This window comes from Nitrospirillum amazonense (assembly GCF_029594735.1).
Lineage (GTDB): Bacteria > Pseudomonadota > Alphaproteobacteria > Azospirillales > Azospirillaceae > Nitrospirillum > Nitrospirillum amazonense.
In genome coordinates this window covers 1,329,110-1,353,551 of the sequence record NZ_JARPAF010000004.1, presented here as the reverse complement: position 1 = coordinate 1,353,551, position 24,442 = coordinate 1,329,110, and the positions used below count along the sequence as shown (strand labels likewise).

20 protein-coding genes are annotated in these 24,442 nt (G+C 68.2%); 9 read left to right on the top strand and 11 right to left on the bottom strand.

Annotated features, from left to right (window positions below; genetic code table 11):
* Positions 1-204: 204 nt before the first annotated feature.
* Positions 205-1,503, top strand: a complete 1,299-nt coding sequence (locus P5F91_RS26735; RefSeq protein ID WP_145610225.1) for an MFS transporter — start codon at positions 205-207, stop codon at positions 1,501-1,503.
* A 26-nt stretch (positions 1,504-1,529) separates the two neighbouring features.
* On the opposite strand, the gene P5F91_RS26730 is transcribed toward P5F91_RS26735, so the two are convergent.
* On the bottom strand, positions 1,530-2,171 hold the full coding sequence (locus P5F91_RS26730) for a YbhB/YbcL family Raf kinase inhibitor-like protein (RefSeq protein ID WP_145610224.1): 642 nt from the start codon (positions 2,169-2,171) through the stop codon (positions 1,530-1,532).
* 408 nt (positions 2,172-2,579) lie between these two features.
* Here P5F91_RS26730 and P5F91_RS26725 point away from each other — a divergent pair, with 408 nt between their 5' ends.
* Entirely contained in the window at positions 2,580-3,545 is a 966-nt protein-coding gene (locus P5F91_RS26725) for a GlxA family transcriptional regulator (protein WP_145610223.1), read from the top strand.
* A gap of 9 nt (positions 3,546-3,554) precedes the next feature.
* On the opposite strand, the gene P5F91_RS26720 is transcribed toward P5F91_RS26725, so the two are convergent.
* Positions 3,555-4,190: a helix-turn-helix domain-containing protein gene (locus P5F91_RS26720; protein WP_145610222.1), complete on the bottom strand. Its 636-nt coding sequence runs from the start codon at positions 4,188-4,190 to the stop codon at positions 3,555-3,557.
* Between the two features lie 510 nt (positions 4,191-4,700).
* Between P5F91_RS26720 and P5F91_RS26715 the strand changes: the two genes are divergently transcribed.
* Positions 4,701-7,757: an ATP-binding protein gene (locus P5F91_RS26715; RefSeq protein ID WP_145610221.1), complete on the top strand. Its 3,057-nt coding sequence runs from the start codon at positions 4,701-4,703 to the stop codon at positions 7,755-7,757.
* A gap of 84 nt (positions 7,758-7,841) precedes the next feature.
* Here the strand turns inward: P5F91_RS26715 and P5F91_RS26710 are convergent, their stop codons facing one another.
* A complete protein-coding gene (locus tag P5F91_RS26710; protein WP_145610220.1) occupies positions 7,842-8,591 on the bottom strand; it encodes an SDR family NAD(P)-dependent oxidoreductase in 750 nt (249 codons plus the stop codon).
* A gap of 337 nt (positions 8,592-8,928) precedes the next feature.
* Between P5F91_RS26710 and P5F91_RS26705 the strand changes: the two genes are divergently transcribed.
* A complete protein-coding gene (locus P5F91_RS26705; protein WP_145610219.1) occupies positions 8,929-9,855 on the top strand; it encodes a Gfo/Idh/MocA family protein in 927 nt (308 codons plus the stop codon).
* On the opposite strand, the gene P5F91_RS26700 is transcribed toward P5F91_RS26705, so the two are convergent.
* From P5F91_RS26700 to P5F91_RS26690, 3 genes are all read right to left on the bottom strand, one after another.
* The gene (locus P5F91_RS26700; protein ID WP_246134333.1) at positions 9,840-11,246 is read right to left on the bottom strand and encodes an MFS transporter; all 1,407 of its coding nucleotides are present in this window, start codon (positions 11,244-11,246) and stop codon (positions 9,840-9,842) included. The two genes, P5F91_RS26705 and P5F91_RS26700, sit on opposite strands and share 16 nt — an antisense overlap.
* A gap of 130 nt (positions 11,247-11,376) precedes the next feature.
* Positions 11,377-11,808 carry a 6,7-dimethyl-8-ribityllumazine synthase gene (locus P5F91_RS26695; RefSeq protein ID WP_246134332.1) on the bottom strand — a complete coding sequence of 144 codons (432 nt, stop codon included), beginning with the start codon at positions 11,806-11,808 and terminating at the stop codon, positions 11,377-11,379.
* Positions 11,809-11,918: 110 nt separating this feature from the next.
* Positions 11,919-12,398 (bottom strand): MaoC family dehydratase, encoded by a 480-nt coding sequence (locus P5F91_RS26690; protein ID WP_145610218.1) that lies wholly within the window; start codon positions 12,396-12,398, stop codon positions 11,919-11,921.
* Positions 12,399-12,526: 128 nt separating this feature from the next.
* On the opposite strand from P5F91_RS26690, the gene P5F91_RS26685 reads away from it, so the two are divergent.
* Genes P5F91_RS26685 through P5F91_RS26675 form a run of 3 tightly spaced genes read left to right on the top strand, consistent with a single transcriptional unit; the run spans position 12,527 to position 15,835 of the window.
* Positions 12,527-13,069, top strand: a complete 543-nt coding sequence (locus P5F91_RS26685) for a winged helix-turn-helix transcriptional regulator (RefSeq protein ID WP_277908729.1) — start codon at positions 12,527-12,529, stop codon at positions 13,067-13,069.
* Between the two features lie 13 nt (positions 13,070-13,082).
* Positions 13,083-14,228: an HlyD family secretion protein gene (locus P5F91_RS26680; RefSeq protein WP_277908728.1), complete on the top strand. Its 1,146-nt coding sequence runs from the start codon at positions 13,083-13,085 to the stop codon at positions 14,226-14,228.
* Positions 14,225-15,835, top strand: coding sequence for a DHA2 family efflux MFS transporter permease subunit (locus tag P5F91_RS26675; RefSeq protein ID WP_277908727.1), 1,611 nt, complete (start codon positions 14,225-14,227; stop codon positions 15,833-15,835). Before P5F91_RS26680 ends, P5F91_RS26675 begins: the two co-directional genes overlap by 4 nt.
* 35 nt (positions 15,836-15,870) lie before the next feature.
* Here P5F91_RS26675 and P5F91_RS26670 read toward each other — a convergent pair whose 3' ends face one another.
* The 3 genes from P5F91_RS26670 to P5F91_RS26660 all read right to left on the bottom strand — a co-directional run bounded on the left by P5F91_RS26670 (position 15,871) and on the right by P5F91_RS26660 (position 18,893).
* The gene (locus P5F91_RS26670; protein ID WP_145610214.1) at positions 15,871-16,263 is read right to left on the bottom strand and encodes a catalase-related domain-containing protein; all 393 of its coding nucleotides are present in this window, start codon (positions 16,261-16,263) and stop codon (positions 15,871-15,873) included.
* Between the two features lie 176 nt (positions 16,264-16,439).
* Positions 16,440-17,504 (bottom strand): EAL domain-containing protein, encoded by a 1,065-nt coding sequence (locus P5F91_RS26665; protein WP_145610213.1) that lies wholly within the window; start codon positions 17,502-17,504, stop codon positions 16,440-16,442.
* Positions 17,505-17,696: 192 nt separating this feature from the next.
* On the bottom strand, positions 17,697-18,893 hold the full coding sequence (locus P5F91_RS26660; RefSeq protein WP_277908726.1) for a cytochrome-c peroxidase: 1,197 nt from the start codon (positions 18,891-18,893) through the stop codon (positions 17,697-17,699).
* Positions 18,894-19,053: 160 nt separating this feature from the next.
* On the opposite strand from P5F91_RS26660, the gene P5F91_RS26655 reads away from it, so the two are divergent.
* Positions 19,054-20,595: an acid phosphatase gene (locus tag P5F91_RS26655; protein WP_422394498.1), complete on the top strand. Its 1,542-nt coding sequence runs from the start codon at positions 19,054-19,056 to the stop codon at positions 20,593-20,595.
* A gap of 74 nt (positions 20,596-20,669) precedes the next feature.
* Here P5F91_RS26655 and P5F91_RS26650 read toward each other — a convergent pair whose 3' ends face one another.
* Positions 20,670-21,398: a hypothetical protein gene (locus P5F91_RS26650; protein WP_277908725.1), complete on the bottom strand. Its 729-nt coding sequence runs from the start codon at positions 21,396-21,398 to the stop codon at positions 20,670-20,672.
* Between the two features lie 228 nt (positions 21,399-21,626).
* Between P5F91_RS26650 and P5F91_RS26645 the strand changes: the two genes are divergently transcribed.
* Complete coding sequence (locus P5F91_RS26645) at positions 21,627-22,346, top strand: 4'-phosphopantetheinyl transferase family protein (protein ID WP_277908724.1); 720 nt, start codon at positions 21,627-21,629, stop codon at positions 22,344-22,346.
* Here the strand turns inward: P5F91_RS26645 and P5F91_RS26640 are convergent, their stop codons facing one another.
* Positions 22,347-24,389, bottom strand: coding sequence for a TonB-dependent receptor (locus P5F91_RS26640; RefSeq protein WP_277908723.1), 2,043 nt, complete (start codon positions 24,387-24,389; stop codon positions 22,347-22,349).
* Positions 24,390-24,442: the final 53 nt, after the last annotated feature.

Genomic DNA, 24,442 nt, shown 5'->3' with positions numbered 1-24,442 from the left:
CGCGGTGTGGTGCTGGAGCCATGCTTTTAATCCTCCCCGCCGGTCTTCTACGAACCGTGCTTGGCCAACACTGTTATATTTCATAACTTCTGTCAATGGCTCCGTATGCAGGAGGATCTCGGGACTTGGCCTTGACCTCATGGCATCCGCCCGCCATACCCCAAGGAACGGATAAGAACGGTTGAAAATCGGGGTTGAAATAAAATGTCAAACGCAGCGGGCGGTACCCCGTCTTCGGCGCGCATCCTTGTCGCCAGCCTGGTGGGCACGGCGGTGGAGTTCTATGACTTCTACATCTACGCCACCGCCGCCTCGCTAGTCTTCGGGCCGCTGTTCTTCCCCGTTGCGTCGCCTTCCGCCCAATTGATGGCCGCCTATGGCAGTTTCGGCATCGCCTTCCTGGCGCGGCCGCTGGGCTCCATCGTCTTTGGCCACTTCGGCGACCGCATCGGGCGCAAGTCCACGCTGGTGGCCTCGTTGCTGTTGATGGGCGGATCGACGGTGCTGATCGGCCTGCTGCCCACCTATGACAGCATCGGCTGGCTCGCCCCCTTCCTGCTGTGCGTCCTGCGCTTCGGCCAGGGCTTCGGCCTGGGTGGGGAGTGGGGCGGCGCCGTCCTGCTGGCGGTGGAGAACGCGCCGCCCAGCCACCGCGCCCGGTATGGCATGTTTCCGCAGATCGGCGCGCCGGTGGGGTTCATCGCCGCCAACGGGCTGTTCCTGCTGCTGGGGGAATTCCTGACGCCGGCCCAGTTCCATGACTGGGGCTGGCGCCTGCCGTTCCTGGGCAGCGCCGTCCTGGTGCTGCTGGGCCTGTGGGTGCGCCTGAAGCTGACGGAGACGCCGGCCTTCGCCAAGGCGCTGGAGGAGGGGCCGCCGCCCGCCGTGCCGCTGGCCGAGGTGGCGCGTGACTTCCCCCGCCAGACCTTGGGCGGCACCTTCGCCGCCATCGCCTGCTTCGCCCTGTTCTACCTCGCCACGGCCTTCGCCCTGGGCTACGGCACCACCACCCTGGGCTACAGCCGCACGGCCTTCCTCGGGGTGCAGTTGGGCGCCATCCTGTTCCTGGCCGTGGGCATCATCGCGGCCGGCTGGTGGGCGGATCTGACCTCGCCCCGCCGGGTCTTGATGGCCGGCTGCGTCATGACGGTGCTGGTGGGCCTGGCCCTGGCCCCGATGATGGCCAGCGGCTCGCTGACGGTGGTGGCTTTGTTCCTGTGCCTGGCCTTGCTGGTCATGGGCTTCGTCTACGGTCCCCTGGGCGCCTGGCTGCCCAGCCTGTTCCCGGCGCGGGTGCGCTATACCGGCACGTCCATGACCTTCAACCTGGGCGGCATCCTGGGTGGCGGCATCGCGCCCGTGCTGGCGCAGTCGCTGGCCCAATCGGGTGGGCTGCCCTATGTCGGCGCCTATTTGGCTGGTGCCGCCCTCATCAGCCTGGCGGCATTGTATCCGCTGCGGGGCCGGACGGCCGGCGTGGCGGTGGAGACGCCGGGCCCGTAAGGGGGAGCATCCCAAGGTGACCGGTGTCAACTCGTGCCCAGCAGGGCCGGGTTCAGGGAATAGCCGCCCACGATGCTGGCCCGGTCCAACACATGCCCCGCCATGGCCAGCAGGGTGGAGGTGCCGTTGATGGGACCCACCACCGGCAGACGCGGAATGTCCAGGGCATGGATGGTGAAGATGTACCGGTGGAAGATGCTGTCGTTCCACGGCGGGCAGGGACCATCATAGCCGTAATAGTCGCCCGTCCGCGCCCTGTCCTCCAGGAACAGGATGGTGAAGTCGTTCAGGCCGTGCCGGGCGCCCGCCGGTTCCGGTGCCGAGGGGCCTTGCTTGCCGCGGTTGGTGATACCGGCGCTGTGCCGGCCCTCCTTAACCTCCCGCGTCCGGGCGGGCAGGTCGATCAGAATCCAGTGATAGAAGGGCACGCGGGGCAGGTCGGGTGACAGGGTCCTACCTTCCCGATTGGCGTCGTTCCAGCGGTGCGGGGCGTCGGGGCTGTGCATGGTCAGCACGAAGGACCGCGTCCCCGCCGGCGGGTCGCTCCACGCCACATGCGGATTGCGGTTGGGGCCCGGCCGGACGCGGCCGATGCCGGAAGTGACGGCGTAGGCGCAGGCATCGGGGAGGCGGCCGCCATCACGAAAGCTGTTGCTGGTGATCTGCATAGGGTCCTTTCTCACCCCAGCAATATGCCCTGATTTGACGTGCAAAACTCAAGTTGTTTTCAATCCTTTGGTCAATTGGGTGGGGCGGCGGAAGATAACGTCACTGCCGCATACCCGCGCATCCCAAGCGCTGCGCGGCCGCCCGCCCCCCGTGGGGAAAGCTATCCGTGACACGATGGTGGCGCCGTTTCGGGACGGTTGTGCAGTGAAATGTTGTAAACGGCGTGCGAATCAAGGCCTCGCCCACCACTGACGGCAGGTGCTCGGGGCGGTGGCGTTGCGCCAGGCGTTGCCGGTTTCATGCCTGTCCGGTTCTGGCAGTAATTGCATCGATACGTCGTTTACTGCCAAAGTTAGGGTCTCTTCACCAAGATCCCAGCCATTGAACCAGAAGTCGGGGGTCGTTCCGTGCGTACCGTCGCCATCGCCATCTTTCCCGGCGTCCAGGCCCTGGACGTGGCGGGTCCGCTGGACGTCTTCGCGGAGGCCAACGGCTTCCTGCCGCCGCAGGATCGCTACGCCCTGACCGTGCTGGGCACGGCGGCCGGACCGATGCGCGCCTCCAACGGCCTGTACCTCGCGGCCGACCGGGTCATCGACCCGGTGGCCGATCGTTTCGACACCCTGCTGGTGGCGGGCGGGCCGGACCTGCCCAGGGGTCCGATGGACCCCGGGCTGGTGGAATGGTTGCGCGTGGCGGCGCCGCGTTGCCGGCGCTACGGCTCCATCTGCACCGGCGCTTTCGCGGTGGGGGCAGCCGGCCTGCTGGACGGCCGCGCCGCCACCACCCATTGGCAGAACGCACCGGCGTTGGCGGAGCGCTTTCCCGCCGCGCGGGTTGAGCTGGACCGTATCTACTTGCGCGACGGTCCGCTGGTGACCTCGGCCGGCGTCACCGCCGGCATCGACTTGTGCCTGGCCCTGGTGGCGGAGGATCATGGGGCCGCCATTTCGCTTGCCACGGCCAAGCGCCTGGTGGTCGTGGCGCAGCGCCAGGGCGGCCAGTCGCAGTTCAGCCCCTATCTCACGCTTCCTGCGGATGACGGTTCCCCCATCGCCCGCGTGCAGACCCATGTCATGCAGCATGTGGCGCAGGAGCATACGGTGGCCAGCATGGCGGAGGTGGCGGGCATGAGCGCGCGCAACTTCGCCCGTGTTTTCGTGCAGCAGGCGAAGGTGACGCCGGCCGAATTCGTGGAGCGGGCGCGGGTGGACGCTGCCCGTAACCTGCTGGAGGGCGGCGACCTTCCCCTGAAGACGGTCGCCTTCCATAGCGGATTCGGCAGTGCCAACCGCATGCGCCTGGTGTTCGTCAAGAACATGGGCATGACGCCCAGCCAGTACCGCGCCAGCTTCCAGCCCGTCCCCCTGTAGCGACGGGAATCAGGCCGCTTCGGTCTGGAAAACCGGTTCCAACGGGGCGTCGCGCCACTGCCGCCGCCAGGTGCTGGGGCTGAGGCCCACGACGCGCCGGAACAGCTTGGAGAAATGGGCTTGGTCGCACAGGCCGCAGGCCAGCGCGATCTGACACAGCGGTTCCTGGGTGGTCAGCATCAGGTGCTGCGCCTGCTGTATGCGGCGCTGCACCACATAGGTATGCGGTGGCACGCCGAAGCTGCTCTTGAACGCGCGCGAGAAATAGCGGGTGCTGAGCCGCGTGACGGTGGCGCAGTCGTCCATGCGGATGGCGCCAGCCAGATTGGCGTCGATATGGCTGATCACGCGGCGTATCTGCCAGGGGGCCAAACCGCCGCGCAAGGGCTCGGTGGTCGCCGGTCGCGCCGGGACGGCGGGCGGGAAACCCTTGGCCTCTCGCCGGGCCCCATCCGTCCGGCCGGCGGCGGGGGCGGCCTCTCCCCGCAGGAAGGCGGCGGCACGGGCGATGCAGACGCGCGCCGCGTCGCGGTCGCTGTCCAGGATGTCGCCGGCGTCGTCCAGCAGCTTCACCACCACCGCGGCGATCCACTGTGTGTCAGTGGCGGCCGGTGTTTCGATGTTCCCTTGGCCTGCGTCCATCATGGCTGCCCCCCGTCATGGGTGCCCCCGCACCCCGCGGAAGGCTGTCCTTGCGATGGGGGAAGTCTGCCGTCAGCCCGCCGTGATGGCGAATTAAGTGCTGTAATTTGTTGTAAGTTGCCGTCAACCGGCGCTCCACTAGTAACGAAATGGACATGGAGACGACGCGGATAGGCGAAAACTGCGGGATTTTTTAAAATCTGGCTGTCTCGATGGGGTATTGCCTCTTGGAGGATTGCCCGCCGCGACCTCATGCGCCAGCATCATTTCGTTCGCTGGCGGCGGGGCGGCCGGCATTCCTCTCGCCGCGTCTGAAGGAATACGGCCGTATGTTCCAACGGTTCCGCCTGGTGTTCCTGTTCCCCTGGGCATCCCTGCCCGTGACGGGATTTCTTGGTGAGTTTCATTGGCATTGAGGCGCCATAAGCCGGGTTGCGGCAGATATCGCCATTTTATTGGGGACCTGACGACGGGTCCCCGCCGCAAAGGGGGTGGGACCGTGGGGCGCGTGGCATGACCGATACGACGGTTGGTTCAGGCTCCGAACGGCTGCTCACGTTCGGCCCTTTCCGTCTTTCGCCGGGGCGCAAGATCCTGTTGGACGGTGACGTGCCGCTGCGCCTTGGCAGCAGGGCCTTGGACATCCTGATCGTCCTGGCGGAACGCGCTGGCCAGGTGGTGGCCAAGGACGACCTGGTGGCCAATGTCTGGCCCGACACCTATGTCGATGACGCCAACCTGCGGGTCAATATCGCCGCCCTGCGCAAGGCCCTGGGCGAGGGCCGCGATGGCGCCCGCTACATCGCCAATGTTCCCGGACGGGGCTATTGCTTCGTGGCGCCGGTGATGCGCTTGGACGGGATGCCGGAACCGGTCTCGGCGCCGCCGCCCCCGCCCGGCGGCACCGGGGGGGACTTGGCGGGGCATAACCTGCCCGTTCGGCTGACCCGCGTCGTGGGGCGGGAAGCCCTTGTCCGCGCCCTGTCCGAACAGTTGCCCGCCCGTCGCTTCGTCACCCTTGTCGGGCCGGGCGGCATCGGCAAGACGACGGTGGCGCTGGCCCTGGCCGAAGCGGTTGCGGCCGGCTATGCCGATGGCGCGCGCTTTGTGGATTTCGCGCCGGTGACGGACGCGACCCTGGGCGACGCCACGCTGGCGGCCAGCGTGCTGGCCGGGGCTCTCGGCATCTCGGTCGATCGCATCGCCGACCTGGGCGCCATCCTGCAGGACAAGAAACTGCTGCTGATCCTGGATAATTGCGAGCATGTGGTGGGAACGGCGGCGGTGCTGGCCGAGACCGTGCTGCGGGGCGCCCCGGGCGTCCATATCCTGGCCACCAGCCGCGAGCCACTGCGGGCGGAGGGGGAGTGGGTGCAGCGCCTGGCCTCGCTCGAAACCCCGCCGGTGACCGCCTCCGTCGACGCTGCCCAGGCCCTAGGCTACTCGGCCGTGGCCCTGTTCGCGGAGCGGGCCGCGGCCTGTGTCGACACCTTCACCTTCACTGATGCCGACGTGCCGCTGGTGTCCGAGATTTGCCGTGGCCTGGACGGCATCCCGCTGGCCATCGAACTGGCGGCCGCCCGCCTGGACTTGTTCGGGCTGCGTGGCTTGGCCACCCGTTTGAACGACCGCTTCGCCCTGTTGGTGCGGGGCCGTCGCACCGCCTTGCCCCGGCACCAGACGCTGCGCGCCATGCTGGACTGGAGCTATGAACTGCTGCCTGTGGCGGAGCGGACGGTGCTGCATCGTCTGGCGATTTTCGCCGGTGGTTTCACCATGGAATCCGCCGCGACCGTGGCTGGCGACACGCTGCTCAGCCAGACCGACATTCTGGTGGCGTTGTCGAACCTCGTGGCCAAGTCGCTTTTGATTGCGGATGTTAGCGGTAACTATGTCCACTATAAGTTGCTGGAGATGACTCGGGCCTATGCCCTGGAAAAGCTGATGGAAAGCGGGGAGCTGCCTCGTCTGTTGCGTCGGCATGCCGAATGCCACCGCGACCTGCTGGTGCGGGCGGAACAGGAATGGGATCACCGGCCCACGGCGGAATGGCTGGAGGTCTACGGCCGGCAGATCGACAATTTGCGCGCCGCCCTCATCTGGGCTTTCGGGCCGGAAGGGGACGCCAGCCTGGGCCTTTCTCTCACCGCCGCGGCCGTGCCGCTGTGGATGCAACTGTCGCTGATGAACGAATGCCGCGAGGCAGTACGTCGCGCATTGGACATTGTGCCGCCATCGTCGCCGGCGGAGCTGGCGCCGGGCCCGGATGCGGAACGGATGCTGCGCCTGCTGGCGGCCCTGGGCCTGTCGCTGATCTACACCAAGGGGCCGGGGCCGGAAATCCGGGCGGTGCTGGGCCAGGCGCTGACCCTGGCGCGCCATCTGGACAACATCGACTATCAGCTGCGCGCCCTGTGGGGCCTGTACGTCGAGACTTTCAATGAGGGCCGCTACAGCCAGGCGCTGGAGATTTCTGAGCAGTTCCGCGCCGTGGCGGTGCGGTCGGCCGATCCGGTGGATCTGATTGCGGCGGATCGCATACGGGGCTTCGCCCTGCATCTGATTGGTGATCATGCCGCCGGCCGGCAGCACATCGAGGATGGGCTGCGCCGCTATGTCCGACCCAATCATCGCGGTCACCTGGTGCGTTACCAGTACGACCAGCGGGTTGCGGCGTGCGTGCCGCTTTCCTTCATCCTGTGGATCCAGGGCTTTCCCGACCAGGCAGCGGCCATGGTGGCCATGGCGGTGGAGGAGGCGCAACAGCTGGACCATGCCCTGACGCTGGGGTACGTCCTGTCCACCGCTGCCTGCCAGGTGTCCCTGCTGGTAGGGGATTTGGCCGCGGCCGATCGCTATGTCGGGCTGCTGCAGGACCAGGCCACCCGTCATGGCCTGGGACCGTGGGCGGTGATGGGCCGCTATTTCAAACATCGGCTGCAGACACTGCGGGATGAGCGCGCGGCCGGCCTGGCCGGGATGCGCGCCGCGATGGCAGACCTGGAAGCGATAAACTTCGCCCTGCGTTACATCGGCTATCTGGGCGAATGGGCGGATGCCTTGGGTCAGGCCGGCCAGGCGCGCGAGGGACTGCAGGTCATCGATCAGGCGCTGGGCCGGTCGGAGACGCGCGGTATCCATTGGGCCATGCCCGAATTGCTGCGCATCAAGGGTGAGCTGCTCTTGCGGCAGGACAGTTCCAGCGCCGTGCGCCTGGGTGCCGCGCAGGCGGCGGAGGCCCTTTTCCACGACGCGATAGCCTGGGCGCGGCAGCAGGAAGCCCTGTCGTGGGAGTTGCGCGCGACCCTCAGCCTGGCGCGGCTTTGGCGCAGCCAGGGCCGATCCGCCGACGCCCATGCGCTGGTGCACGGCGTCCATGGCCGCTTCACCGAGGGATTCCTGACCGCCGATTTGATGGCCGCCCGCGACCTCATGGTGGCCCTGGTGCAGGACATGGCCTGCCCGCTGGCGTTCGGCTTGTTGAATGGCGCCGTCGGCCCCGCACGGCCCTGGCCAGTGCGCGAGGGGCGGGATGGGGAGGTCATTCCCTTCCCGGGCGTGGCCTGCTAGGCGGGCGGCCTTTATAACCGGGGTGTTGGGAACATCCAGGATCGCCAGGGCACTTTACTGGCGTCCGAGGACGCGAAAGCGGCGTCAGGCCCCGTAACCGCCATCTATGGTCAGGACCGAGCCCGTGACGAAGGAGGCATCCGGGCTCGCCAGGAAAAGGATGCCGGCCGCCACCTCTTCCGGCCGGCCATAGCGCCCGAAGGCGTTCATCGCGGCCTGCACGGGCGCGAAGGGTCCGTTGGCGGGATTGAGGTCGGTGTCGATGGACCCGGGCTGCACCACGTTCACGGTGATGCCGCGGGGGGCCAGGTCGCGGGCGGCACCCTTGCAATAGCCGGCCACGGCCGCCTTGGCGGCGGTATAGTCGGCCAGGCTGGGGAAGCCGACGCGGGCCGCCACGCAGGCGCCCACCGTAATGATCCGGCCGTTGTCCGCCAACACCCGCGACGCCGCCCGGATGGCGGTGACGACGCCGGCCAGGTTCACGGCGTACTGCCGGGTCAGCGCCTCGATGTCGCAGTCGAGATCATCCACGTCACCGGTGGCGAACATGCCGGCGTTGTTCACCAGGATGTCCAGACGGCCGAACTGGGCCACGACACTGCGAACCAGGCCCTCGACCTCGCGTGGGTTGGCCTGATCGACCTTGAACGCCGCCGCACGGGGGCCCGCCGCCCGCATGTCCCGCACCACGGTGTCGGCCAAGGTGGATGAGGCCAGGTAGCTGATCGCCACGTCCGCCCCTGCGCCGGCCAAGGCTTTCGCGGTCGCGGCCCCGATGCCGCGCGAGCCACCAGTGACCAGGGCCACCTTGCCCGCCAATTTCTTCGTCATGCCTGCCATTTCCGGGATTGAGGAAGTGTCGCGGAAGGTGCGCGAGCCGGGCCTTCCGGAATGTTCCTGTTTTCAGGATTGGGCCGTAAAGGCGGGATAACGGGGATATATTCCCATGATGGAAATCGCTATCCATGAACGCTGCGGCTCCCGTCAGTCAGGTCCCCGCCCGGGGGCCGTTTTACGGCGCAGGGTGCCGCTGTTCCGTCGCCGCCGATTGTACGATTCACCCTCTAATTTGAAACTGCATGCGACATCGTGTCCGACGGCGGCTGGTTTTTTCCGCCCGCCTGGCGCTAAGGTTCCCGCCGGATATCTAGGGACTACCGGGGGATGCATGCGTGTCGCGATGATTGGTTTGGGGGATATCGCCCGCAAGGCCTACCTGCCGGTCCTGGCGGCGCGCGGTGACGTCACGCTGTCGCTGATGTCCCGCGACGCGGACAAGGTGCATGCCATCGCCGCCGACTGGCGCGTGGCCCACGCCCACAGCGATCTGGATGCCTTGCTGCGCGATGGACTGGACGCCGCCTTCGTCCATGCCGCGACGGCGGCGCATGAGGAACTGGTGACCCGGCTGTTGACGGCCGGCATCCCCACCTATGTCGACAAACCGCTGGCCGATACCGCCGCCGCCGCTGAGCGGCTGGTGGATTTGGCGGAGGCGCGCGGCGTCAGCCTCATGGTCGGGTTCAACCGCCGCCACGCCCCGGCCTACGCCGCCCTGGCGGCGGCCCCCCGGGACCTGGTGCTGATGCAGAAGCATCGCGTCGATTTGGCCGACACGCCGCGCATGGTGGTGTTCGATGATTTCATCCATGTCGTGGACACGCTGCGCTTCCTCATGCCGGCGCCGGTGCGTGACCTGCGGGTGGACGCCCGCGTGCGGGACGGCCTGCTGCACCATGTGGTGCTGACCCTTGCTGGGGGCGACGGCGCCACGGCCTGCACCGCCATCGGGACCATGAACCGGGTGGCCGGCGTGAATGAAGAGGTGCTGGAAGTGTCGGGCATGGGGCGTGACGGCCAAGCCCTGCGCCACCGTGTCGTTGACATGGCCGACATCCACATCGCCGAGGCCGGCACCCACACCAGCACCCGGCGGGGCGACTGGACGCCCGTGTCGGATCAGCGCGGCATTCGCCAGGCGGTGGACCATTTCCTGGGCGCCCTGCGCGCCGGCCGCGTCTTGAGCGCCCGCGATGCATTGGAAACCCACCGCCTGTGCGAGACGGTGGTCCAGCAGGTTCAGGCCGCGGCCTGAGGCTTCACTGTCAGGCGCAGGAAGCTGGCGACGCTGGCGGCCCCGGCGGCGAAGGCGCCCAGCCACAGGGCCAGCGTGGCGCCATAGGTCAGGTCATGGTTGGCCAGCAGGCCGAAGCAGGCGGCGGTCAGCGCGGCACCGGTCGATTGGCCCAGCAAGCGCGCGGTGGCGACGATACCACTGGCCCCGCCGCTGCGGTGCAGGGGGGCGCTGCTCATGATCGCCTTCAGGTTGGGCGACTGGAAAAAGCCGAAACCGGCGCCGCAGACGCCCAGGCGCCAGGCGATGTCCAAGCCGGATGGCTGGGCCGGCATCAGCGCCACCAGCGCCATGCCCAGGCACAGCATGGCCAGACCTAAGCCGCCCAGGACGCCGGCGGGATAGCGATCGGACAGCTTGCCCGCGATGGGGGCCATGACCGCCACCACCACCGACCAGGGCGTGATCAGCAGGCCCGTCTCCACCGCTGTCCGGCCCATGACCGACTGGAACAGGAAGGGCAGGGCGACGAAGGCCAGGCCCTGGGCGATGAAGGTGCAGACCGAGGTCAGGGCCGACAGGGCGAAAACCCGGTTGCGGAACAGGTCGATGGCCAGCATGGGGGCGGGATGACCGCGCTGCCGGCGCAGCAGTAGGAAACCGCACAGGGCGGCCCCCGCCAGCTCCACCGCTAGCTGTGGCCAGGACGCCGCGTGCGCCGCCTCGCCCATCCCAAGCACCAGCAGGGCGAAAAGGCCTGCGGTCAGCAGTGCGGCCACGCCGTCGAAGCGATGGCCCAGGGGCGGAATGGCGGGCAGGGTGACGGTAGCCAAGCCCAAAGCCAGCAGGCAGAACGGTACGTTCACCAGGAACAGCCAATGCCAGGTTGCCACCGACAGGATGGTTGAGGTGACGGTGGGTCCAATGGCGAAGGAGATGGCGACGGCCAGGGCGTTGCGGCCGAAGCCCCGGCCCATGATGCGGGCGGGATAGATGTGGCGGATCAGCGCGATGTTGACGCTCATGATGGCGGCGGCGCCCAGGCCCTGCACCACGCGCGCCACTTCCAGCAGGAACAGGGTGGGCGCCATGCCGCAGGCCAGCGACGACAGGGCGAACAGGGCCAGGCCCGCCAGGTAGACGCGCTTTTGTCCCAGAAGGTCGCCCAGCGAGGCCAGCGGCAGCACGGCGGCGGCCACCGCCAGCTGATAGGCGTTCACCACCCAGACGGAATCGGCGGCCGTGGCGTGGAAATCGCCGGCGATGGTGGGCAGGGCGGTGTTGGCGATGGCCGTGTCCAGCGTGGCCATGCCCACCGCCGTCAGGATGGCGGCCATGGCCCAGAACCGGGGGCGGTCGGGCAGGCCGTCGGTCTGCGTCGGCTTGGGGGTGTCCATCACGTCTGCGGTCATCGGCCTTTCCCAGGCGTCCGGTCATCGATCCGCTTCCGGGATAGTCGAAGTCGGCCCTGTCCAGGCGCGCCGAAAGCGCTGGCGTGCCATGCCGCCGCCCCGGCCAAGCCAGGGCGGCGGGCTTGAATGATCAGACCTCGTAGGGGGATTCGGCGCCGATCAGCATGACCTCCACGGCGGCCACGGCGGCCACGGCATGACCCACCAGGCGGGGCTGAATCTGGGTGGGGAAGACCTCAGGGCCGATGATGCCGATGCCGATCGGCTTCATGAATTCCAGCTGCATGTTGACCAGGGCGTCGCTGACCGACTGGCCCATGACGCGGCCGTGCGCCGTCTCGCCATGCTCGATGATGCCCAGCACCACCACGGCGTCGACGTCGTCGCGCTGCAGCAGGCGCTTGGTGGCCAGCGGCTTTTCATAGGAGCCCGGCACGCGCACCACGGCGCGCAGCGTCATGCCGCGTTCCTTGATGGCCCCGGCGGCGGCGGCCAGCATCGTCTCGCATTCATTTTTGTGGAAGGAGCCGACGACGATGGCGACTCCGCTTTTCTTGGGCACGGGATGCTACTCCTGGAGAGGGCGCGGACGCTGTCAGGCGTCCGCCCAATTGGAAGGCGGCCACTATGGCGAAAAGAAGGGGCGGCGGAAAGACGTCGCCGCTCCCCCTCTCAGCCTTCCGAAGGGCGGCGGAACACCACCACTCGGGTTGTCATCAGCTGCACCACCTCGCCCCGCTGGTTCCGCGTTTCGGTCCGCATGGTGATCATTCCCCGGTCGGGTCGGGAGCGGGACGGCTTTACCTCCAGGATCTCGCAGTGCGCCTGCAGGATGTCGCCGGGCCGGGTGGGCGCAGGCCAAGTGATGTCCGCACCCGCGCCGATGACGCCGCCGGCGATGGGCAGGCCGTCGACCATCAGCCGCATGGTGACGGCGGCCGTGTGCCAGCCACTGGCCGCCAACCCGCCGAAGAAGCTGCGGTCGGCTGCCTCCTCATCCAGATGAAAGGGCTGGGGGTCGAACTGGGCCGCGAAGGCCTTGATCCCCGGGGCGTCCAGCGTGTGCGTGCCGGTCACGTGGCGCTGACCGGCTTGAAGGTCGTCCAGGTACAGCTTTGGGCCGGTGGAAGGGGGTGTCGCCGTTTCAGACATAGGTGGTTTGCTCCCATCGCGGGGTGCCGAGCCGGGTGGGTCGGCTTTGTCACTTGCATAATGAAAGCCACTGAGGCTAGATGGCGTCCTGTGGCTTTCATTATGAAAGTAACACAAGGACGGCCATCATGCACAATAGCAGCCTGATCAATCCGCAGTGCCCCATCGCCCGCAGCCTGGAACGGGTGGGGGAGTGGTGGAGCATGTTGATTTTGCGCGAGGCGTTCCTGGGCGCCAGCCGTTTCGACCAGTTCCAGAAGAATCTGGGCATCGCGCCCAACATGCTGACCCGCCGGTTGCAGACGCTGGTGGCCGACGGCCTGTTGGAAAAGCGGCCCTACAGCACGCGGCCGCTGCGCCACGAATATGTGCTGACGGCCGCCGGCCAGGACTTCCGCCCCGTGCTGTGGACCATCATGGCCTGGGGCAACCAGCATTTCGCACCCGAAGGCCCGGCCATTCAGCTGGTGGACAGCGCCACCGGCGCGCCCGCCGAACCGATGCTGGTCGACCGCCACACCGGCCGGCCGCTGACCTACCCCGCCTTCCGTGTCGTGGCCGGCCCCGCCGCCGACGCCCGCACCAAGTCGCGCTATCCCACCTGGCCTGCTACCGCGCCCATGCCCAGCCCCACCGAATCCGCCGCCGCCCCGACCGGCGCCGCCGCTTGAAGGATGCGATCCCATGTCCAGCCAGACCTATGAACAGCAGCAGGACGGCCGGCTTGCCGGCAGCCCGGTGAAGTCGCGGCGCCTCGGCCGCACGCTCCTCCTCTCCGTCCTGGGCCTCGGTCTGGGCGTGGCCGCCGCGGCCTATGGCTATGATTGGTGGACCACGGGCCGCTTCATCGAAAGCACCGACGACGCCTATGTCGGCGGCGACGTCACGGTGATCGCGCCCAAGGTCTCCGGCTTCATCGCGCAGGTGGCGGTGACCGACAATCAGGCGGTACACGCCGGCGACCTGCTGCTGAAACTGGATGACCGCGACTACCGCGCCGCCCTGGCCCGTGCCGTGGCGGCGGTGGAGGCGCAGGAGGCCACGCTGGCCAACCTGGAGGCGCAGCGCCGCCTGCAGCAGGCCGTCATCAACCAGGCCGCGGCCGGCGTCGGCGCCGCCAAGGCCGAGACCGACCGCGCCAAGTACGACCAGGACCGCTACCGCGCCCTGTCGGCCACGGCCGCCGCCTCGATCCAGGCTTTCGAGAAGGCGGACGCCGCCTACAAACAGGCGGTGGCGAATGGCGAGAAGGCCACGGCCACCCTGCAGGCGGCCCAGCGCCAGATCGATGTCATCGACACCCAGAAGCGCCAGGCGGAGGCAGCACTTGCCGGCGCCATCGCCGACCGCGACACCGCGCAACTGAACCTCAGCTATACCGAGCTGCGGGCGCCCATCGACGGCACCGTCGGTAACCGCAGCGCCCGGCCGGGCGCCTATGCCACCATCGGCGCGCAGCTGATCGCCATCGTACCGGCACAGGGGCTGTGGGTGGACGCCAACTTCAAGGAAAGCCAGATCGCGGATCTGAAGGCCGGCCAGCCGGTGTCGGTCGAGGCCGACGTGCTGCCGGGCCGCCGGTTCCACGGCCGGGTGGTCAGCATGGCGCCGGCGACGGGCGCGCAGTTCAGCGTGCTGCCGCCGGAGAACGCCACCGGCAACTTCACCAAGATCGTGCAGCGCGTGCCCGTGCGCATCCTGCTGGATGGTGAAGGCAGCCTGCTGGGCAGCCTGCGCCCTGGCCTGTCGGTCACCGCCGCCATCAACACCAAGGAGGGCGCCGCCACCCCGGGCAAGGCGGTTGCCGTCGCCGGAAAGACGGCGCCGTGACCGCCGCAACGGCCGCCGGGGGTCCAGGGGTGGCGATAGCCGCCCCGCGGAGGAAGGAACTCTCCCCCCGGGGCAAGATCGTCGCCTTCGCCATCATGTGCGTGGGCATGTTCATAGCACTGCTGGACATCCAGATCGTCTCCGCCTCGCTGCGCGACATCGGCGGCGGCCTCTCGGCCGGCACGGATGAGACGGCCTGGGTCCAGACCAGCTATCTGATCGCCGAGATCATCGTCATCCCCCTGTCCGGCTGGCTGGCGCGGGTCATGTCCACCCGCTGGCTGTTCGCCGTCTCCGCCGCCGGCTTCACCCTGACCAGCCTGCTGTGCGGCTGGGCCTGGGACATCCAGAGCATGATCGCCTTCCGGGCGCTGCAAGGCTTTCTGGGTGGGTCCATGATCCCCATGGTCTTCACCTCCGCCTTCGCCTTCTTCGCCGGTCCCCGCGTGGTGGTGGCCGCTGCCACGGTGGGGGCCTTGTCGTCGCTGGCGCCCACCTTGGGCCCGACGGTGGGCGGTTGGATCACAGACCATTATTCCTGGCACTGGCTGTTCTTCATCAACCTGGTGCCCGGCCTGTTCGTCACCATCGCCGTGCCCCTGATGGTGCGCATCGACGAACCCGACTGGTCGTTGCTGAAGGGTGCCGACTATCCCGGCATGCTGCTGATGGCCATCTTTCTCGGCTGCCTGGAATACACGCTGGAGGAAGGGCCGCGCTGGGACTGGCTGGACGACGACACCATCCGCCTGACGGCCTGGATCTCGGCCGTCGCCGGTGTCGCCTTCATCGTCCGCAGCCTGACCTATGCCAACCCGGTGGTGGATCTGCGGGCGCTGAAAAGCCGCAACTTCGCCCTGGGTTGCCTGTTCTCCTTCATCACCGGCATTGGCATCTTCGCCACCATCTACCTGACGCCGCTGTTCCTGGGCCGGGTGCGGGGGTTCAGCGCGCTGGACATCGGTCTCACCGTGTTCTCCACCGGCCTGTTCCAGGTCAGCGCCATCCCCCTCTACACCATCCTGGCCAAGCGGGTGGACCTGCGCTGGCTGATGATGGTGGGGTTGACCGGCTTCGCCCTCAGCATGTGGAACTTCACCCCCATCACCCATGACTGGGGCTGGCGCGAACTGCTGCTGCCCCAGGCTTTCCGGGGCTTCTCCCAGCAATTCGCGGTGGCGCCCATCGTCACCCTGACCCTGGGCGGCCTGCCGCCGGCCCGGCTGAAGCAGGCGTCGGGCCTGTTCAACCTGATGCGCAACCTGGGCGGCGCCATCGGCATCGCCGTCTGCGGCACCATCCTGAACGACCGCACCAACCTGCACTTCGAACGTCTGGCCGAACATCTGACGCCCGCCAGCGACCCCATGCGCGCGCTGGTGGCCAAGGTGGGGGCGTCCGACGTCGCGACCCTGGGCGGGGATGCGCTGCGGGGGCAGGAGGCGGCCCTGAAGCAGCTGTGGACCCTGGCCTATCGCGAGGCCCAGACCATGGCCTATGCGGACGCCTTCCTGGTCATCCTGGTGTGTTTCGTCATCGCCACGCTGCTGGTGCCCGCCATGCGCAAGGTGGGGCCGCCCAAGGGGCCCTCCGCCGACGCGCATTGAGCGTTCCGGGAAATTCCAGGCCGGAGACCTTCCGGTCACCCGGCCTGGTTACCGGCATCCACCAGGGTGGGAAGTGATATGCCCAGGCGGGCGGCGACGCCGGCGCCGTAGGCCGGGTCGGTACGGCCGAAATGGGCCAGTTGCCGCTGTTGCAGGGCGACGGGCATGCCCCGCATGCTGGCGGCGACATCGTCCATCAGGATGGCGCGCTGGGCTGGGCTCAACAGCCGGAACAGGGCGTTCATGCTGGCCATGATGCGTGCTCCTTCATTGAGCGTTGGGCTGCTGGGCGTTGGGACCATCATCGCGTCCGCCCGGTTGGCGTCGGCCCGGTCGTTGGCGGCGGGTTGATGGCTGACGTCGGCCAGACCGGGTACGGATTCGACGCGGCCGCAGGTCATGCAGAACAGGGCGGGATAGCGGGCCATTCACGTCATCTCCTACGGGCTGGGCACGCGTTGGCTTGGGGGGGACCAGGCGGCCGGTTGATCCAACGGTGCACAGCATGATCGTCGCCGGCGCCCTTGGATTGTACGGGGCAGCGGCCTTTTGTTCGTCTGTGTGGCGACATTGGGCCGCGCCGGGCCGGCCTGGAAAGATCCGCTTACAGCGACAAGGTCAGGGCCGGCTGAGCCTGCTGGGCAAAGGCGATCAAGTCGGGCGCCGGCATGGGCCGGGCGTAGACGTAGCCCTGGATGTGGCGCACGCCCATCTGGCCCAGGCGGTCGCGTGTTTCCCAATCCTCCACCCCTTCCGCCACCAGCGACAGCCCCAGATCGCGGGCGATGGCCACGCTGGCCCGCACGATGGCGTCGGCGCGGGGGTCGTCGCGCAAGGTGCGGATGAAGCTCTGGTCCAGCTTGATGCCGGTGAAGGGGATGCGGTGCAGCACGCTGAGCGAGGCGTAGCCGGTGCCGAAGTCGTCAAGGTACACGGCCATGCCGGCCTGGCGCAGGGTGGTCACCGCCTTGTTGACCACATCGAAATGCACGATCGACTGGGTTTCCGTCAGTTCCACCCGAATGGCGCCATGGGGCACGCCGTACTGGTCGCACAGGGCGATCAGGTGGTCCACCAGGTCACTGGCCTCCAGATCCTCCACCGACAGGTTGATGGAGATGGGGATGTCCAGGTCATGCAGCTCGCGCCAGGTGGCGGCGGTGCGCACCGCGTGTTCCACGATGGCCTTGGTCAGCAGGCGGATCAGGCCGCCGCGCTCCGCCAGGCCGATGAATTGGCCGGGGGACAGCATGGTGCCGTCGGCCTTGACCCAGCGGGCCAGCGCCTCGACCGCCACCACCTTGCCGCTGTCGGCGTCCACCACGGGCTGGAAGTGCGGCTGAATCTCGCCACGCACCAGCGCCTGGGGCAGGCTGCGCAGGATGCGCCGCTCCTCCGGCGAGAAGCGGGTGTGGGGGATCAGGTCCCAGATGCGGCGGGCCAGATAGACGACCAGGCCAGCGATGGCTGCCAGTGCCAGCAGGCTCAGCATTTCTCCCCGCGCCATGCTGAGGCCCGTGGCCTCCGCCACCACGTCGCGCAGGCCGTCCCAGGTCAGGACGGCCAGCAGGACAGCCAGCAGGGCGCCGCCGGCCAGCAGGTTCAGCAACCCGCTGTCGTGCCGGGTGGGGGAAAGCAGGGGCAGGAACATGGCATGCTCGTGGATCATGCGGGCATCCCCCGCAGGGTGCCTCATAGGATGCAATTTTACTGTGATGGCCATCGCCGGTTGCCCCCGTCATCCCCGTCATCGACGGGGCTGATCATGGCGGCGCCACCCCAGTCTCGTAATCCCTACCTAGGTGTTAGCCGCCGGTCGCCCAAGTGCGGCCAACTGTCATCATCCTGAGATGCGCCTGGACTATGGTCCGGCGGTTTTCGGGGCCGGCCAGCCATCCGTCAGGGTGCCCAGAAAGGCGATGATGTCGTGAATGTCCCGATCGTTCAGCGCCGGCGGATCGCCCGGCCGCCGGCCGAAGGGCGCCTCCATGTTGATGGCCGCCGGCACCGTGCCATGCGCGGCCACCGGCAGGTCGTCAAACTTCATGACGCTGCCGTCGGTCCGGCGCGGGTACCATTTGCCGGGGTCGCTGTCGCGCTCCGCATAGAACTCCATCACCTGCCGCAGGGTGTGGAAGACGCCGTTGTGCATGAACACCTGGCGCAGCGCCACATTGCGCAGGGTGGGGGTGCGGAAGCGGCCGCAGTAATTGGCGACGCCGGTGAAATCCGTGCGCAGCGGCCCGCACAGGCCCTGGTCGAAATAGCGGGGGTCGGCGTTGGCCGGGATGTCGCGGTTGCGCGGCACCCCGATGGCGATCAAGCCATAGTCGGTGAAGTGCGGCGGCGTGCCGTCGTTGCCGCGCCGGCTGACGTGGCAGCTGGCGCAGTTGCCGCGCGCCGGATCCTCGAACGCCTCCAACCCGCGCCGTTCTTCGTCCGTCAGCGTCGCCTTGCCCGTCAGAAAGGCGTCGTACTTGCTGGTATAGGGATGGAACAGGGCCCCGTCTTGCTGGAACACATCCAGCGCCCGCAGCGCCAGGTCCACCACGTCCGCCCGTTCCCCCGCTGTCCCGCCCACCGCGGCGCGCAGCTGGGCGCCATAGCCCGCCCGCTCCAGCCGGACACGCAGATCGGCAGGATCGGTGTTGCTCATCTCGAACGGGCTGAACAGGGGGACGCGGGCCTGTTCCCGCTGGCCGTCCACCCGGCCGTCCCAGGTCAGGCCGCCGGTGGGGCCGTTGTCGATGCTCTCATCCCCTTCATCCTCCGGCGTGCGGTAGTGTTCGGCGAAGGGGGGCACGTCCTGCAAGTACATGAGGGACGGCACGGCGCGCAGGCCCGGCGTTCTGCCGTTCGCGCCGCCCAGGCGCACGGCCGCCCCGTCGGGCGGGCCGAAGGCGTGCGCCGGGTCGTGGCAGCTGGCGCAGGCGAGGGTGCCGCTGGCCGACAGGCTGGGGTCGAAGAACAGCCGCCGCCCCACCTCCGCCAGGGCTGCCGCCTGGCGGCGCACCTCTTCCCGGCTCAGGCCCTGGGCCGTGGCGGGGGGCGGGACCATCAACCAGCCGGCCCCCAGGCCCAGGAAAATCGCCGCACCCAGCGCCACGCGGCCGCGCCGGGGGATGTGTTTTTTCGTGTCTGCGTATAAGACCTTCAGCAAAAGTGAAACGACGAAGAAGGGGAACATCATGGCAGTGGGCATGGGGCGGAGCGGAAGCTTGCGTCAGGGTGTGGCCGCGGTGGCGCTGGCCGCCGGCATCATGGCAGGGTTCGGTGACCAGGCGATGGCGGCCAAGCCGGCCGATGGCCTGGACAAGATAAAGACCGTGGTGGTGATTTACGCGGAAAACCGCGGCTTCGACAACCTGTACGGCACCTTCCCCGGCGCCAACGGCATCGCCAACGCCCCGCCGGACAGCCTGGCGCAGCGCGACCGCGACGGGTCGGTCCTCAAGGAACTGCCCCCCATCTGGAAGGGCCTGACCGCCCGCGGCGTGACGCCGGAGGTGACGCAGGCCCAGACGGAGCATCTGCCCAACCAGCCCTTCGCCATCGACGACCCCAAGGGTTTCAACCTGGGCCAGGGCGTTGTGACCCGCGACCTGGTGCACCGGTTCTACGAGAACCAGATGCAGATCGACGGCGGCAAGAACGACAGGTTCGTGGCCTACGCCGACAGCGGCGCCCTGGTCATGGGCCATTACGACGGTGCCAAGCAGGCGATGTGGACGCTGGCGCAGCAGTACACGCTGGCCGACAACTTCTTCATGGGCGGATTCGGCGGTTCCTTCTTCAACCACTTCGTCCTGATCTGCTCGTGCGCGCCCTATTATCCGCATGCCGACCAGGGCCCGGCCAAGGGGTCGATCTCGGTGGTGGAACCCGACCGTGTCAGCCTGACGCTGGCGCCCAACTCGCCCAAGTCAGCCCTCGAGGGTGTGCCGAAATTCGTGAACAGCGGCAACCTGACGCCCGACTTCTATGCCGTGAACACCATGCAGCCGCCCTATCAACCCAGCGCCAACAAACCGGTGCCGGGCGGCGATCCCGCGCTGGCCGATCCGGCCAACCCCACGACGCTGCCGCCGCAGACCATGACCAACATCGGCGACCTGCTGAGCCAGAAGAAGGTCAGCTGGGCCTGGTACAGCGGTGCCTGGCAGGCCACGCTGGACCACGGCAACGCCGAGCCCGTGCCTAACTTCCAGTACCACCACCAGCCCTTCAACTACTTCGCCAGCACCGCCCCGGGCACGAAGGCGCGCAAGGAGCACCTGCGCGACGGCGGGCTGGAGGGCAAGGCCTTCATCAAGGACATCGACGCCGGCACGCTGCCCGCCGTCACCTTCTACAAGCCCCAGGGAAACCTGACCCAGCACTCCGGCTATGCCGACGTGGCCTCGGGCGACGCCCACATCGCCGACATCGTGAAGCACCTGCAGGCCTCGCCGCAGTGGAAGAACATGCTGGTGGTGGTGACCTATGACGAGAACGGCGGCTACTGGGACCACGTGGCCCCGCCCAAGGCCGACCGCTGGGGCCCCGGCACCCGCATCCCTGCCATCATCATCTCGCCCTACGCCAAGAGGGGCTATATCGACCACACCTTCTACGACACCACCTCCATCCTGCGCTTCATCACCCGCCGCTTCGACCTGCCCAAGCTGGAAGGCATCAAGCAGCGCGACGCCGCCCTGGCCGCCAACGGCAGCCCGGCCCTGGGCGACCTGACCGGGGCGCTGGATCTCGCCCAGAAATAGGTGGCCGAGGGGTTCAGATTTAAGCGGAGCGGGCGCCGGCGACGGCGCCCGTCTTCGTTTCAGCCCGTTTCACTTCAGAACACGTACTTCACCGTCAGGCTCAACACCGGGTACCAGCTGTAGTCCTTCACATCATCGCGCAGTTCCTGGCGCTCGGCTTCTAGGCGGCTTTCGAAGTCGGGGGTGGTGGTGACGGGGCCGCTGGCGTCGAGGGAGACCTTGGGCGTGCCGTGGTACATGGCCCCGAGGTCGAAGCCGAAGCGCCAGTGGTCGGCCACCGCGCCCTCATAGCCGACGCCGACATAGGGGGCGAAGCGGTTGAAGGCGATCTTGCCGTTCAGGCTGCCGACCTCGCTGGCGGTGTAGGTCATGCCGTGGATGGTGTAGGTGGCGTTCCGCGGCGTGCCCTTCAGGTCGACCTCGTTCAGGTTCAGGCGCGCGCCGGCGGTTACGCGCCAGCCGTCGCCGAAGGGATGCAGGTCGGCCAGCAGGCCGAAGGACTCCAGCGTGGCGTCGCCGTCATAGCGGACGTCGCGCACCGTGTGGTTGGCGGAAAAGCTGAAGCCGCTGGCGTTGAGGCGCAGGCCGAAACGGTCATCGAAGCGGGCACCGACCTCCGCCCCCAGGCCCAGGGTGCTGACCACCGGCCCGACGCTCAGCAAGGGACCCCAGCCCGCCGGATCGGCCGTCTGCGCCTGGGCGGTGAGCGCGGCGGACACGGTCGCCAGCGCCACTGTGGCGGCCAGGATGCGGCGGGCGTTGCGGCGGTTGGGCATAGTCGTCGGGGCTCCGGTCACGGTCATGCTGCGCTTCAACAGGCTGGCCGCACGCCGTGTTCCTTGGGGATTCGGGGGATCATTTTCCGGATAGGGCGGCAATACCTTCGGCGATGGGGATATCCCCAGCCGTAGCGGGGCAATATATGGATTACCGCGTCGGTTGGGGGCCGGGGGACCGGACCCTTGACAGGGGGCGGCCGGGCGCCTGTTCTGGCCGGGCTTTCTGATCCCCTGTCGCCTGAACGGATGACCATGCCGCTGCTGCGGACCCTGCCCCTGAGCACGCTGGATGACGCGGCCTATGACCGCCTGTGGCCCCTGCTGGATGAGGGGGAACGGGCGCGGGCCCGTCGCTTTGTGTTCGAGGTCAACCGGCGGGAATATGTGGCGGCCCACGGCCTGGCCCGGCTGTGGCTGGGCCGCCTGCTGGGCCGGCCGCCGGCGGCGCTGGCCTTCGCCCCCCTCACACCGCAGGGCAAGCCTGGTCTGGTGGACGCGCCTGCGGGGCTGGATTTCAACCTGTCGCACACCGACGGCCTGGTGGCCTGTGCCGTGACCCTGGAGGTTGGCACACGGATAGGCGTGGATGTGGAGCGCGGCGAACGCCGCATCGGGGCGGAGTTGGCGGCGGCCATGTTCGCACCCGAAGAACTGGCCTGGCTGGATGCCCGCCCCGCTGGGCGCAGCGGGCGGGATCTGGTGACCTTCTGGACCCTGAAGGAAGCCTACATCAAGGCCCTGGGCCTGGGCCTGTCGCTGCCCACCGACAGCTTCGCCATGGCACCCGAAGGCCCCGCGCTGATCCGTCACGACGGGTCGTTGCCGTCAGGCCAAGCCTGCCGGCTGTGGACCCGTGATCTGCCCAGCGGCCACGCGGCCGCCGTGGCCTGGATGGGGTCGGCCCGGATGGAGGGGGACGGCCAGCCCCCCACCGATCTGGTGATGGAGGAGGGGCTGGCCGACCTGTGGTGATCAGAAACTTTGGGCCACGGTAAACCGGACGGAGCGGGGCTCCAGCGGGTGGGCGTGCAGATCGCCGACACCTTCCGCCGGTTCGCCCTTCAGGCGGTCGGTGTAATAATAGTCGGCGGCGTCATCCTTGCTGTCGAAGACGTTGTAGAGGCCGATGCCGAAGCGCAGGCCGCTTTGCAGCGTGTAGTTGGCCGTCAGGTTCCATTCCTGGCTGCCCGCCGAGTGCACGCTGTTGTCCTCGACCAGCGGGTGGGCGCCGAAATAGCGGTACTCCACGCCACCTGACCAGGGGCCGAGATCGCGCAGATAGATCCCCAGCGAGCCGATCAGCTTGGGCGCGTCGGGGATGAAGCTGCCGGCTGGATCGCTATCGGTATAGCGGGCGTGGCTGAAGGCGACGCTGCCGTAGAATTCCAGCCAGCTGAACGGGTTGTAGGTGGTGTTCAGCTCCACCCCGCGCCGGCGGCTGGGGCGCCCCGCCTCCGTCTGGCCGACGTCGGCGTCGTAGGTCAGCTCCGACACGAAATCCATCTGGAAGGCCGTCAGCGTGGCGGTCAGGTTGGGCAGGATGGTGCTGCGGATGCCCACCTCCTCGCCATCGGCCTTGGCCAGCAAGGGGGCGTTCCCCTGCGACGCTCCCCGCACGTCGTCGCTGTGGAAGCCGCGGCCGGCGCTGAGGTAGACCTCAGTTCCCTGCCACAGGGTGGCGATGGCGCTGCCCTTCGGCTGGAACAGGCGGGCCGCCACCACGCCGGCGTTGCTGCCGTGGTCGGTGGCGGCCAGGTAGTCCTCCCGCATGCCCACCACGGTCCGCAGCCAAGGCGTCCAATGGCTGGTCGCCTGGACATAGGCGCCGCCGCCGGTCTCCTGAACGTTGTCGTTGCTCAGCTGGGCATAGGCCACGCGGGCTCGGGTCGCCCGCAGGTCGACATGCACATCGTCGAAGCGGGTGTCCAGGCCGGCGACCACCTCATGGTCCAGGCCCAGCAGGTTCAAGGGACGGCTGTAGCTGATGGCGCCGCCGGCAACCATGCGGTTCTCATCCTGGGCGTGCTGGTCGCCCTGGACGGGATTGTCCAGGAAATGGGTGAAGTTGTTCCACAGCGTCAGCTGGTTGTTGATAACATAGGCGTTGGCCGTCACCTCGCCGCCAGCCAGCCAGCCGGCATCCACCGGCATGGCAAAGGTGCCCGACAGGCTCATGCGCCGCGCCTGGCCGCCATCCGTGGGGTCCAGGGTGCCATAGCGGCCGATCAGGCCTTGCGCGATGGCGCGTTCCGGCTGGTCGGTGGTGGCGTTCCACAGGCCACGGTAATACATGGCCGTGACGCTGAAGCCGTCGGCCCGCGCGCCCTGGCTGTAGCGCAGCACGGCATTGCCCTTGCGCAAATTGTCCGGATGGTCCCAGGGCCCGTCATAATGCACCAGCTCACCGCCCGCCATCAGCTGGCCGGCGCCCAACGCCGTAGCGCCGGCGGCGAAGGCACGCTGATAGCCCAGCGTGCCCGCCGTCAGCGCCACCTGGGCCGGAAGCTGGTCCAGGTAAGCCATCTGGATGGAACCGACGGCGGAGAAGTCGCCCTGCGCCGCGAAGTAGGGGCCCTTGGTGTAGCCGATGCCGCGGGCCAGTTCGGGAATCACGAAATTCAGGTCGGTGTAGCCCTGGCCATGCGCATGGGTGCGCATGTTCACCGGCATGCCGTCCACGCTGGTGGCCATGTCGGTGCCGTGGTCCAGGTTGAAGCCACGCAGCAGATACTGGTTGGCCTTGCCCTCGCCACTGTGGCTGGTGACCACCAGGCCCGGCACGGTCTCCAGCATCTGGCCCACACGGTAGGCCGGCAGCAACTCCAGTTCCTCCTTCACCACCACCCCTTGGCTGGAGGTGGCGGCGGCGCCGATGAGATCGCGGCGGGCGGCGGTAACCAGCACGTCGTCGACGGTGTTGGACGCGGTGTCGGCGGCATCGTCGGTGGCGGCGAAGGCCGCCGGGCTGGTCAAGACCAGCAGCGCGGTTGTTATTCCGGGAACGAAACGACCCATGTTTGTTGGCCTCTGGCAACGTGACACGTCACCACGGGCCAAAGACCGGATCG